We start from the raw sequence: 11,611 nt of genomic DNA, 5'->3' as shown, positions 1-11,611 counted from the left end.
CGAAATATTCTCGTTTTACTAATGTCATATTTGTTCCTATGGTCCCGGGCATTACGGCGGCACCCCGCCTGAGGCCAACTTCAGAGATGCCACGACCATGGGAAAACAGCCCGCTCCACAACCCGATCGCGAGGACTTCGTCCACGCCCTGCGCGAGGTGGATACCTTCATGGATATCACCCCGGATGACCTCGTGGACCTGAACCGGCGGGCCGCCGCCCACGCCCGCGTGCGCACCACCGAGACCCTCCTGGTGCGGGACCTGATGCATCATCCCGTACACACGGTGGGGCCCGAGACCACCCTGGCCGCGGCGGCCCATATCCTGGTGGAACAGCGCATCAGCGGCCTGCCCGTGGTGGACCACGAGGACCGCCTGGCGGGAATCATCACCGAGGCCGACTTCCTGCGCGCCGTGGGGGTGCCCAGCCATCATCCCACCCACAACTTGTGGCAGACCCTGGAGAACCTTTTCATCCACCACGACGAAGTCCGCGAACCGGAGGGTGCCGTGGCGGAGTTGATGGTGAGCGATGTGGTGACGGTGGCCCCCGATGACACGCTGCACGATGTGGTGGATGCCATGAAGAGACACCGCATCAAGCGGGTGGTGGTGGTGGACGCGGGCCGCCGCGTGGTGGGCATGATCACCCGCTCGGACCTGGTACGGGTATTCTTCGATCGCATGCGCGGCCAGAGCCCGGGCGAGGGTTGAGCCCGCAGCCACGACGCCTGCCATGTCCTCCCGCCAGCGCCCCTCCTCGAGGCTCCTCGCCCTCCTGGGCCTTCACGACGACGCCGTGGGTCACGGCGAGCGCCTGGTGTCCGCGGCCGGGGGCTTCTTCGGGATTTGCGCCGTGGGCGTCATCAGCGGCTGGTGGCTCCAGGGCGACGCGGCACTGCTCATCCTGGCCTCCATGGGCTCCTCCGCCGTGCTCCTGTTCGCGGTGCCCCACGGCCGGCTCTCCCAGCCCTGGCCCCTGGTAGCCGGCCACGGGCTGTCCGCCATGGCCGGCGTGACCATGGCCCTTCTCGTGGACGACACGGTCCTCGCGGCCGGCCTGGCCGTGGGCCTGGCCATCGCTCTCATGCATTACGCCCGTTGCATCCACCCCCCGGGTGGTGCCACCGCCCTCACCGCCGTGGTGGGCGGCACACCCATTCATGACCTCGGCTACCAGTTCGTATTGACGCCGGTGCTCCTGAACACCCTGGCCATCCTGGTGGGCGCCGTGCTCTTCAACGCCCTCTTCCCCTGGCGCCGTTACCCCGCCACCCTCGGCGCCAACCCGGGCGGTCCACCCGCCCCATCCCCTGCTGCGGGGGCCCCTTCGGTGCCTGCCCCGGCGCCTGCCATCCCGCCCCGTGAGATGGCTGATGGCGGCGGATCCCTAAGGACGCGGCATTCGCGCTCAAGCGCGCTCCTGCAGGGGCGAGGTAGGGCACCCGCGGAGGCGCCCGGGGATGACTCCCCGATAGGGGTCGGGAAGGAGTGACCCTCCCCGCCCTCCGAACCGTGCATGCGGTTCTCCCGCACACGGCTCTCCAGTCGGTGGTTACCTCATCGGGATTGGCTCGCCAACGTCCGGGCTTCGGTCATGGTGAAAAGCCCAGCCGCAGCGAAGAACGCGTTCGGCCAGCGGAGATGGTCGGACTGACAATGACCCGCTCCCGGGCGCTTCTGCTGCTTGCGCAACAGCGCCCGTAATCGACGTCGGACAAAACCGTCCACGCGAGGAAAGGTCCACGGGTGCGCGTGCTGGAAATACACGAACCAGCCACGCAGCATCGGGTTCAGGTCGGCCACAATCCGCGCCAGCGAATCCCCACGACTGCGCCGGGTTTTGGCCCGGACCCGGTCGTAAAGGGCCTTGCGGCTCTTCTTGCGTACCCACCGCCGTCCCGCTTCAAACCGGTACCCGAGAAACTCAAAGCCTTCCCGGGCTGCCGGCAATCCCCCACACGGGTCTTCTCCGGGTGCAGTTGCAGACCATTGGCCTCCACCCAGTGCCGCAACTCCTGCAGCGCCTCCTGGGCTTCGTCCGGACTGGCACACAGGATCACGAGGTCGTCAGCATACCGAACCATCCGATAGCCGCGCTGGGTCATGTGTACATCCAGCCCGTGCAGGTACAGATTCGCGAGTAACGGACTGATCACCGCCCCTTGGGGCGAGCCCCGGGTCGGCGTCCAGCGCGCTATCTCCGCCACCACGTCCTGGCGCAACCAGGCGCGCAGCAGGTCGAGGATCCGACCATCGCTGATCCGGTCCTCGACCCGGGCCATCAACGCTTCGTGCGGGATGGTGTCGAAGTACTGGGCCAGGTCGGCATCCACCACATGGGTGTAGCCCTCCCGAACCAGCCCATCCACTTCCCGCAGCGCATCCTTGCACCCGCGACCCGGGCGAAACCCGTAACTCATCGGCAAAAACTGGTGCTCGAAAATCGGCTCGAGCACCCGCTTCATCGCCGCCTGCACAATCCGGTCCTTCACCGTCGGAATGCCCAGGGGACGCGTCCCTGTCCCCTTCGGAATCTCCACCCGACGCACCGCATCCGGTCGGTACCGTCCAATTCCCAGCGCCTCTCCCAGCTCCGCCAGATACCGCTCGGCATGGGCCTCAAAACGCTGCACACTCTGGCCATCCACCCCCGCTGAACCCCGGTTGGCCCGCACATCCTGCCACGCCCGTTCCAGGGTCTGGGGGCGATGCACCTTGTCGATCAGACTGAACCACTTCGTCCCTTGGACGCCGTTACCCAGCGCCGCCAACATGCGCTCCGTCCAGATCGTGCGGTCCACCCACGGCCATTCCACCGGGTTGGACGAGTCTGGCTTAGCCTCTTGCGAGACACTCTCGACCCTTTGCATACGCGCTCACCTCCTCCAGACTTCACCCATCCACCTTCCTGCCTCCCTTCCCTCGGCGCGATTTCTGTTCTTCGCGCTTTCCCGGCACCACCCACGGTTTTAGGCGGAGGACGCCCTCCAGCTCTTGGGTCCGCGTTTCCGCAGCACCTCGCCATGACCGCAGCAGAACCGTTCAGTACTACGAAGGCTCTGACTCCTGCCCACCGTCACCACGGCGGTCAGGTCTCCCCGCTTCTCTCGCATTTCCTTCCCAGCGTTCCGTCTCCAACCACGGAGGGGACCCGAATGTCGCTTTCCACGCCAATCCCAGCGCATCCGATGATTTTCAGGCTTCACCTTCTCCTAGCGGGCTCGCCGTCCCGTACCGCCGAATCGAGTTCGTCATCCTACGGACCGCCAGTTCGCCTCCGGTTGCTCTCCACCCCGCCTCGCGACGACGCAGTTACCTTCGACTACGGGGCCTTGGCTTACCCCGACACGGACTCTCACCGTGCAGAAAATGCGCCTCCACGGACGCACTAGGAGCGCCCCTGGGCGCGAACACCCTACGGTGGCCGCCTCAAGACCCGGCTTTCGCGCGCGAGCGCGCTCCTACACAGGGGCGGGAGTAGATCCCGGCTGGGTCCGTCATGGCTGCACGGCCGCCAGGACACCTGGGACCCGGCCACCGGGACCGCCCGGCAATTGGTCGGGTCCGATGCGTAAAATATTTATAAATTCGATATTATCCATCTATAAATTCGTTTTACTAATATATAAACCCTCGCTAGAGTAATCAGAAATCATCAACCTGGAAGGTACAGCGATGGATATGGCAGTCGGCGACATGCCCCTGGAGCGTGACGAGGAGGGCTTCCTGATGGATCCCGCCCTGTGGACCCCCGAACTGGCGGAAGCCCTGGCGGTGGAGGAGGACCTGGAGTTGGATTCCGAGCGCTGGGCCATCGTGAACTACATCCGCGATTACTGGGAACGGCAGGCCTCGGTGCCCGAGGCCCGCACTCTGCTCAAGCACCTCAAGTCCGAATGGGGGGCCGAGAAGGCCACCCGCAAGTACCTGTACCGGCTTTTCCCCTACGGCTACGGCCAGCAGGCCTGCAAGATCGCCGGCATGCGCAAACCGCGCAAACTCATGCTGGACGTGTAAGCTGCCTGGAAACGGAAAAACCTTTAACCACGAAATACTCGAAAAATGCGAAAGATCATCCTGGGCTGCGGTCAGAGCGGTACAGGGAGATTACGGGAGACGCTATGGGCTCTTTGCCCGTCAAAGCAACGTCAGGGAAGCGCTGACTTATTCAGTGCTTCCCGTGAGGTCCATGGATGGACCATCGCGTCGATCACGTAAGGCCACTGACGAGAATTAGCTTGTCACTCTGATAGCCGCATCGAGCTTATCCGTAGTGGTCGCCATATCGAAAGATGGCAAGTTAATTTTGATCAGACTCCTAAGTGGTTGAGACGCATAAGCCGGGCCCGGAACGTACCGGGCCCGGCGTGGCTGCTTTAAACCTGGACGGATTAAATCAGCGTTTCGTCAGTACCCGTTACTCTTCGTGTTTTTCGCGTATTTCGTGGTTAATTCCTTCAAACGCGCGCCGCGGGCAGGGCGGTCGAGGGCGGCCAGGGCCTCCACCCGGCGGTAGAAGGCCGGCAGGTCGCCCTCCGCTTCCTGCAGCAGGGCCTCGAAGCCGGGTACGAGGTCGTGGTAGAGGGCCACGGTGGCCAGGCGGGCATTGTTGGGGGGAGACGTGAACCAGCCTTCATAGGCCGCCGCCCGGGGCCCCGCGGCGGCGCGGAAGCCCTCCCAGCGGCGGGCGAAGGCCGCCAGGGCCTCGGCCTTGGCGCGGCGCCGGGCGGGCGCCGGCAGCCCACCGCCATAGATTTCCGCCAGATCCGCCCGCAAGTCGGCGATGTGGCGCAAGAAGGCGGTCTGTGCCTGCAACTCCTTCCTGTAGGAGGTCACCGCTTCATCGGTGCCGTGGGCCCGCAGCCATCGCCTTACGCCCGCACGCTCCACGGCGGTTGCGAAGGCCTCGTTGAACGCCGAGTCGTCGGCCACGTAGACGACCTGATGGGCCAGTTCATGGAATATCAGCCCCGCCAGACGGTGGGTGGGCCAGTGGATGACGGTGCTGGGCAGGGGATCCGCCAGCCACCCCAGAGTAGAGTAGGCCGGCACGCCGCCCACGTGGACCTCCAGGCCCTGCTCCTTCAACTCTGCCGCGAAGTCCCGGGCCGCCGTCTCGTCGAAGTAGCCACGGTAGTTCACGCAACCGGCGAACAGGAAACACCAGGTCATGGGCTCGAGGGAAAACTTGGGGGCGGCCACCACGGACCACACCACGTAAGGGCGGTCGAGGGCGGCGTAGCGGCGGTAGCTCTGGTTGTCCGGCAGGGCCAGCCGGGCGCTGGCGAAGTCGCGGATCCGTGTCACCGTGGCGAGGCGCGCCTGCAACACCTCGTCGCTTTCCGCGTCCTCCGCCAGCAGGCGGTGGATGGGCTGCTGGCGGCCCAGCAGGTCCAGGTGGCCGCCGACGGACTGGGCGTAGTAGGACAGGTTCGCACAGCCGCTCGCGGCCGCCGTCAGGACCATCACCGCGACGGCGCCGAGGGACCGGGCCATCACCCCCTGTCCAGCAGGGGCGCCAACACCTCCCAGACGTTGTCCAGGATACGCCCCTGGGCGGCCGCCCTGGGGTGGATGCCGTCATCCTGCATGAGGGCCGGGTCCCCCGCCACGCCCTCCAGCAGGAAGGGCACCAGGGGCACCCCCTGGGCTTCGGCTACATCGGGGAAGACGGCAGCGAACCGCCGCGTGTAGACGGGACCGTAGTTGGGGGGGATCTGGATCCCCAGCAGCAGCGGCCGGGCACCGGCGGCCCGCACCTGCTCCACCATGGCCTCGAGGTTGTCCCGGGTGACCCGGGGCATGATCCCCCGCAGGCCGTCGTTGCCCCCCAACTCCAGCAGCACCCACGCGGGACGATGGCGTTCCAGGGCGGCGTCCAGGCGCGCCAGGCCCCCGCCCGTGGTGTCGCCGCTGATGCTGGCGTTCACCACCCGGTAGGGGTAACCCTCCCGCTCCAGGCGGCGCTGCAGCCGCGCCACCCAGCCCTCGGCCACCGGGATGCCGTAGGCCGAACTCAGGCTGTCCCCTACCACGAGGATCACCGGCGTGCCGTCATCGTGACCTCGCAGTTCCACAGAGAGTACCATCAGCGCCAGGGCCGCCGTCGCCAAAAACACCGCAAGCGGATTCTCCCGGGGCCGGTGTTCCCTGGCTGCACGCTGTCGATTAAAAGAAAACATTGTTCACTCCCCTTGATCGCGGCAAAGTCGCGGTACCGTTCGACTGCCAAACCTGTCGCGGCGTTCGATCTGGAACAGTATCCCGGCGGACCGGGTCATGAGGCGAGGTCGCAAGACCGGGCTGTCGAGGGGGCATCCAAGGTGATCCCTTTGCTCTGAATATCGGTAAATGTTTCTGATGTCTGCCATCCAATCCGCAACCCGGGAAACGCCCGCGTCACCCATGATAGCCGTAGAGGCCCTCCAGAAGACGGTGCCGAGCCCCGAGGGTGCCCTGCATATCCTCCAGGACATCGACCTCGAGATCGCCCGTGGCGAGACGGTGGCCGTGGTGGGGGAGTCGGGCTCGGGCAAGACCACCCTCATCGGTCTCATGGCTGGCCTCGATCTGCCCACCCATGGCCGCATCCTCGTGGAGGGCCGCGACCTCGGGGCCCTGGACGAGGACCAGCGGGCCATCCTGCGGGGCGAGTTGGTAGGCTTCGTGTTCCAGTCATTCCAGCTCATCCACAGCCTCACGGCCCTGGAGAACGTGATGCTGCCCCTGGAGCTGGCCGGCCACGACCGGCCCGCCGCGGCGGCCACCGCGGAACTGGAGCGGGTGGGCCTGGCACCCCGGCGCCACCACTATCCGCGCCAGCTCTCGGGCGGCGAGCAGCAACGCGTGGCCATCGCCCGCGCCTTCGCCACCCGGCCGCGGCTGTTGTTCGCCGACGAGCCCACGGGCAACCTCGACCGTCGCACCGGCCACCAGGTGGAGGAGCTGCTGTTCGAACTGAACCGCGAACGGGGTACCACCCTGGTGCTGGTGACCCACGACCCCGGGCTGTCTGCGCGCTGCGGGCGGGAGCTGCACTTGGAGGCCGGGCGCATCGTCGGCGGCGAAGCGGCGGCGTGACTATTCCCCTGTCATGGCGCCTGGGCCTGCGCCTGCTGGCCCGGGAATGGCGGGCCGGCGAGTTACGGGTGCTGGCCATGGCGGTGGTGATAGCCGCCGCCAGCGTCTCCTCCGTGGGCCTCTTCGCCGACCGCGTGCGCGGTGCCCTCCACGGCCAGGCGGCGGAACTGCTGGCCGCCGACCAGGTGGTGATATCCCCCGACCCCATCCCGGAGGACTGGCAACAAGCCGCCGCCGCGCACGGGCTGGACACCGCCCGCACCGTCACCTTCCCCAGCATGGTGAGCGCCGGCGAGCGCCTCAAGCTGGCGGATGTCAAGGGCGTGAGCGCCGCCTATCCCCTGCGGGGCGACCTGATGGTGAGCCGCGAGGCGTTCGGCGAGGCCACTGCGCGGTCCGAGGGGCCGGAGGCCGGCACGGTGTGGCTGGACACCCGCCTCGCCGCCCCCCTCGAGGTCACTCCCGGCGACCGGGTGCAGGTGGGCGAGCGCACCTTCACCGTGGCGGCCATCCTGGCGCGGGAACCGGACCGCGGCGGCGACCTCTTCAGCCTCGCGCCACGGCTGATGATGAATATCGCCGACGTGCCCGCCACCGGCCTCATCCAGCGAGGCAGCCGCGTGACCTACCGGCTGCTGGTGTCCGGCAGCCCCGCGGCGGTGGCCGACTTCCGCACCTGGGTGGAACCCCGCCTCGGGCGCCGGGCCAGCACCGAGGGCGTCCAGGACGCGCGGCCGGAGATGCGGATGGCCCTGGAGCGGGCCGAACGCTTTCTCGCCCTCACGGCGTTGATGAGCGTGGTGCTGGCGGGCATCGCCGTGGCCGTGTCCGCCGACCGCCATGCCCGCCGTCACCTCGACGCGGTGGCCATCCTCAAGGCCATGGGCGCCACCCAGGGCCGTGTCACCACCACCATCACGGTACAGATGGTCACCCTCGGCCTGGCGGCCGGCGGTGTGGGGGTGGCCATCGGTTTCGTCGGCCAATGGGGCCTGGTGCATCTGCTGGCCACCCTGCTGCCGGCAGCCCTGCCGGCTCCCGGCCCCTGGCCGGCGCTCGGTGGACTGCTCACCGCCCTCATCACCCTGGCAGGCTTCGGCCTGCCGCCCATCCTGGGGCTGCGCCGCACCCCCCCCATGCGCATCCTCAACCGCAGCCTGGTGGCGCCTCCCGCCATGGGGCGGCTGATCTACGTCTCGGCGGTGGCCGCGGTGGTGCTGCTGGCCCTGTGGCTCATCCGCGACGTGCGCCTGGTGGCCTACGCCCTGGGCGGCATGGCCGGAGCCTTTCTCCTGCTCTCCCTGGTAGCCGCGGCGGCGGTGGCGCTGCTCATCCAGCTGCGCCGGGGCGGCTCGGGCAGCTGGCGCTTCGGCCTCGCCGGCCTGTCGCGCCACCCCGAGGCCAGCGTCATCCAGGTGGTGGCCTTCGGCATGGCAGTACTGGTGATCCTGCTTCTCACGGTGGTGCGCGGCGAGCTGCTGGCGGTGTGGCAGGAGCGCCTGCCGCCGGACACGCCCAACATCTTTCTCATCAACGTCCAGGCCGCGGAGCGCGCCGCACTGACCGCCTTCCTGCGCGATAACGGCGTGAAGCGGGCCGAACTCTACCCCATGATCCGAGGCCGGCTCACCGCCATCGACGGGCGTCCGGTGACGGCCGACGACTACGCCAACGCTCGTGCCCAGCGCCTGGTGGATCGGGAGTTCAACCTGTCCTGGGCCACCCGCCCCCAAGCGGACAACCGCATCGTCGCGGGCCGCTGGTGGACCGCAGACGACAGCGGCGAGGCCGTGAGTTCGGTGGAGTTGGGGCTGGCCGAGCTGCTGGGGATCGAGCTGGGGGACCGCCTCACTTTCCGTATCGCCGGCCAGGAACTCACCACCCGGGTCACCAGCCTGCGCACGGTGGAATGGGATTCCTTCAACGTCAATTTCTTCATCGTCATGCCCCCTGGGGTGCTGGGGGATTATCCCCAGACCTTCATCACCAGCTTCCACCTCCCCGCCGCCGAGCACCGGGTGCTGGCACGGCTGGTGGAGCACTTCCCCAGCGTCACGGTGCTGGACGTGGCGGCCCTCATGGACAAGGTGCGCTCCGTCATGACCCACGCCACCCGGGCCATCGAGTTCGTATTCGGCTTCGCCCTGGTGGCCGCCTTCGCGGTCTTCGCCGCCGCCATCCAGAGCACCCAGGACGAGCGCCGGCGTGAGACCGCGGTGGTGCGGGTACTGGGGGGGCGCAAGAGGCAGATCCGCCTGGGTCTGGCCCTGGAGTTCGCCACCTTAGGAGGCCTGGCCGGGCTGCTGGGGGCGGTGGGTGCCGAGGCCACGGGCTGGCTGCTGGCCCGTTTCGTATTCGAGCTGCCCTACGGCCTGCAGCCGGCCCTGTGGCTGGCCGGCTCCACCCTCACCGCCCTGGTGCTGGTGATCGCCGGCTGGCTGGCGAGCCGCCGGGTCGTGGACTCGCCGCCCCTGCTCACCCTGCGCGGCGAGCAGGAGTAGCACCCGGGGACAGTAGCACCCGGGTAGAGTAGAGAGCAGGCCCTAACGCCCGTAGGTCCGGCTTAGCGGTTCCCGCCCCTTTCGTTTGGCGGTGCCTAAATAGCCGGGCCGTAGCCACCAGGGCCAGCCCTCCCTCATCAAACCGTGCATACGGTTCTCCCGTACACGGCTTTCCGATGTGCTTCACGCCAAGGCATGCGCTGAGCGCCAGCCTGCTTTATGGGATAGCTTGAGTAATCCAAGGGCGTCGTGGAGGTGGGCGTAGGGAAAGCGTTCGTAACCGCGCGTGCGAGTGCGCACTTTGTGACGCCGCCGCAGTTGGGTACGCACGCGTTCCTCAGTGAACCACCGGACGCGTCCGAAAGCCTTGGTGCAGTTGCCGTAGTGGAAGTAGCCCGACCAGCCGCGTAGCACTTGGTTGACTTCCGTGATCATACGCGGCATCGGCACCGGGGTGCGGCGCCGCGCGGTGAGTTCCTTGATGCGCGCCTTGATCCTTCGTTCGGCGCGGCGGCTCGGCTCAACGTGAGGGTAGCCGTTGCCGGTTCGTCGGCTGCGTGCCCATTTGATGCTGAAGCCAAGAAAGTCGAACGCCTGTCGGCGGGCATCGACCACGTGGGTTTTCTCCCGGTTGAGCGTCAACTCCAGGCGTGTCAGCACCGTCTCAAGCACCGCCATGGCCGGCGCGGTGTCCCCACGACACAGAATCACGGCATCGTCAGCGTAACGCACGAGGCGCGCCCCTAACCGCCGTTCCAAGTCGTGCCGTTCCCAAATCCGGTCCAGCAGATGTAGATAAAGATTGGCCAGCAGCGGGAAACAACCCCGCCTTGCGGCGTCCCTTTCCGATTCCCTTTACCGCCACTCGGGCGTTGCTTGCCTCGCCCATCCTCTTCGATGACCGGGGCCTTGAGCCATTGCTGAATGAGGGCGAGGACGCCCCCATCGGCAAGGCGCTCGGCAACCACGGCCATGAGCTTGGCGTGCGGGATCGTATCGAAATACTTCGATAGATCCGCATCGATGATTTGGCTCTTTCTCTGAAACAGACCGTCGGTGACGGCCTTCACCGCATCATGGGCCGAGCGCTGCGGGCGAAATCCATAGGAGTGCTCGCAGAAATCAGCCTCGAAGATCGGCTCCACCACCAGCTTGAGCGCCATCTGTACGATCCGATCCCGGATTGTGGGGATCCCCAATGGGCGCTCACTGCCATCCGGCTTGGGTATCCAGACCCGACGCACGCCGTCCGCGCCGTACGTCTTCTGCTCCAGTTCCCGTTGCAATTCCGCCAAGTAGGCGTCTTTTCCGACCCCCGCCTCGATGGCCTCACAGGTCACACCATCGATTCCTGGCGCGCCCCGATTGGACCTGACACGATCATAGGCGTGACCGAGAGTGTCTGCCCGATAGACCTTGTCATACAAGGCGTAGAAGCGAAACGCCGGCTCTTGCTTGGCCTTGACGTAGAGCTTCCTCTGCAGCGTCCTGATCTTTTCCGGAGTTGTTAGCGACATCGCCGCAATCTCCTGACCCTCTGCGTTTCGGTTGCGTGCACAAAGTAGGGTCCCTTCCCTCAGGTCGGGTTATGTTGTCCCAGACCCTCAATCGGTACTATGAACCCCTCCGACTCCCACGACGGTCGATGACGACTTCGGACTGGCCTTATACGCCACCGTCGGCAGTTCTCACCTGCCACCGCCGCGGGCCTCCCGCACTGGGACCAATCAACTTCCACCACATGCCACCCGTACTACCCCGGAAGACTCAGTGGGACGCTCTCGTCGTCTCCTCCCACCAACAGCGGCCTTCCCCGACTGTCCACCGGGTCGGCATCTTCACTTTGTTCACGAGGCTACATCTCGGTTCGCTTGCGCTGCGGCCTGCGGTTTTGCATCTACGTAACTTACGACCCCCGGTTACCCGGACGCCGCTCCGCGACACTACAAAGGTGTACGAGCAACTCCTTTGGCGGGACTCTAACCCGCTAGTTAATCAGCCTGTTACGGCATACGGACAGTTTACT

The 11,611-nt window shown here is 66.6% G+C and carries 10 protein-coding genes and 1 pseudogene; 5 read left to right on the top strand and 6 right to left on the bottom strand.

Translation table 11 applies throughout. The features are described 5' to 3' along the window. The first annotated feature begins 97 nt into the window (after positions 1 to 97). Both U5S82_18120 and U5S82_18115 read left to right on the top strand, forming a co-directional pair. Positions 98 to 715, top strand: coding sequence for a CBS domain-containing protein (locus U5S82_18120; protein ID MDZ7753502.1), 618 nt, complete (start codon positions 98 to 100; stop codon positions 713 to 715). Positions 716 to 737: 22 nt separating this feature from the next. Beyond that, entirely contained in the window at positions 738 to 1,496 is a 759-nt protein-coding gene (locus U5S82_18115) for an HPP family protein (GenBank protein MDZ7753501.1), read from the top strand. Between the two features lie 65 nt (positions 1,497 to 1,561). Here U5S82_18115 and U5S82_18110 read toward each other — a convergent pair whose 3' ends face one another. Continuing rightward, on the bottom strand, positions 1,562 to 1,819 hold the full coding sequence (locus tag U5S82_18110) for a group II intron maturase-specific domain-containing protein (protein MDZ7753500.1): 258 nt from the start codon (positions 1,817 to 1,819) through the stop codon (positions 1,562 to 1,564). Continuing rightward, on the bottom strand, positions 1,795 to 2,874 hold the full coding sequence (ltrA, locus tag U5S82_18105) for a group II intron reverse transcriptase/maturase (GenBank protein MDZ7753499.1): 1,080 nt from the start codon (positions 2,872 to 2,874) through the stop codon (positions 1,795 to 1,797). The genes U5S82_18110 and ltrA overlap by 25 nt, the downstream gene beginning before the upstream one ends. Positions 2,875 to 3,679: 805 nt before the next feature. On the opposite strand from ltrA, the gene U5S82_18100 reads away from it, so the two are divergent. After that, positions 3,680 to 4,021, top strand: coding sequence for a TusE/DsrC/DsvC family sulfur relay protein (locus U5S82_18100; GenBank protein ID MDZ7753498.1), 342 nt, complete (start codon positions 3,680 to 3,682; stop codon positions 4,019 to 4,021). A gap of 390 nt (positions 4,022 to 4,411) precedes the next feature. Here the strand turns inward: U5S82_18100 and U5S82_18095 are convergent, their stop codons facing one another. Both U5S82_18095 and U5S82_18090 read right to left on the bottom strand, forming a co-directional pair. Continuing rightward, entirely contained in the window at positions 4,412 to 5,500 is a 1,089-nt protein-coding gene (locus U5S82_18095) for an aminopeptidase (GenBank protein MDZ7753497.1), read from the bottom strand. Next, positions 5,500 to 6,093, bottom strand: coding sequence for an arylesterase (locus tag U5S82_18090; protein MDZ7753496.1), 594 nt, complete (start codon positions 6,091 to 6,093; stop codon positions 5,500 to 5,502). Before U5S82_18090 ends, U5S82_18095 begins: the two co-directional genes overlap by 1 nt. 316 nt (positions 6,094 to 6,409) lie before the next feature. Between U5S82_18090 and U5S82_18085 the strand changes: the two genes are divergently transcribed. Next, entirely contained in the window at positions 6,410 to 7,084 is a 675-nt protein-coding gene (locus U5S82_18085) for an ABC transporter ATP-binding protein (protein ID MDZ7753495.1), read from the top strand. Further along, positions 7,081 to 9,585, top strand: coding sequence for an FtsX-like permease family protein (locus U5S82_18080; GenBank protein MDZ7753494.1), 2,505 nt, complete (start codon positions 7,081 to 7,083; stop codon positions 9,583 to 9,585). Before U5S82_18085 ends, U5S82_18080 begins: the two co-directional genes overlap by 4 nt. Before the next feature lie 183 nt (positions 9,586 to 9,768). Here the strand turns inward: U5S82_18080 and U5S82_18075 are convergent, their stop codons facing one another. Then, entirely contained in the window at positions 9,769 to 10,029 is a 261-nt protein-coding gene (locus U5S82_18075) for a group II intron maturase-specific domain-containing protein (GenBank protein ID MDZ7753493.1), read from the bottom strand. A gap of 183 nt (positions 10,030 to 10,212) precedes the next feature. Beyond that, positions 10,213 to 11,102: pseudogene (locus tag U5S82_18070) on the bottom strand (reverse transcriptase domain-containing protein). Positions 11,103 to 11,611: the final 509 nt, after the last annotated feature.

The sequence above is a fragment of the Gammaproteobacteria bacterium genome (assembly GCA_034522055.1).
Classification (GTDB): domain Bacteria; phylum Pseudomonadota; class Gammaproteobacteria; order JAABTG01; family JAABTG01; genus JAABTG01.
This window is presented reverse-complemented; position numbering and strand designations above follow the sequence as displayed.

Excerpts from the sequence above, each read along its gene's own strand:
- U5S82_18120 (MDZ7753502.1), top strand. The coding sequence starts at position 98 with ATGGGAAAACAGCCCGCTCCACAACCCGATCGCGAGGACTTCGTCCAC.
- U5S82_18115 (MDZ7753501.1), top strand. The coding sequence starts at position 738 with ATGTCCTCCCGCCAGCGCCCCTCCTCGAGGCTCCTCGCCCTCCTGGGC.
- ltrA (MDZ7753499.1), bottom strand. The coding sequence starts at position 2,874 with ATGCAAAGGGTCGAGAGTGTCTCGCAAGAGGCTAAGCCAGACTCGTCC.
- U5S82_18100 (MDZ7753498.1), top strand. The coding sequence starts at position 3,680 with ATGGATATGGCAGTCGGCGACATGCCCCTGGAGCGTGACGAGGAGGGC.
- U5S82_18095 (MDZ7753497.1), bottom strand. The coding sequence starts at position 5,500 with ATGGCCCGGTCCCTCGGCGCCGTCGCGGTGATGGTCCTGACGGCGGCC.
- U5S82_18090 (MDZ7753496.1), bottom strand. The coding sequence starts at position 6,093 with ATGGTACTCTCTGTGGAACTGCGAGGTCACGATGACGGCACGCCGGTG.
- U5S82_18085 (MDZ7753495.1), top strand. The coding sequence starts at position 6,410 with ATGATAGCCGTAGAGGCCCTCCAGAAGACGGTGCCGAGCCCCGAGGGT.
- U5S82_18075 (MDZ7753493.1), bottom strand. The coding sequence starts at position 10,029 with ATGCCGCGTATGATCACGGAAGTCAACCAAGTGCTACGCGGCTGGTCG.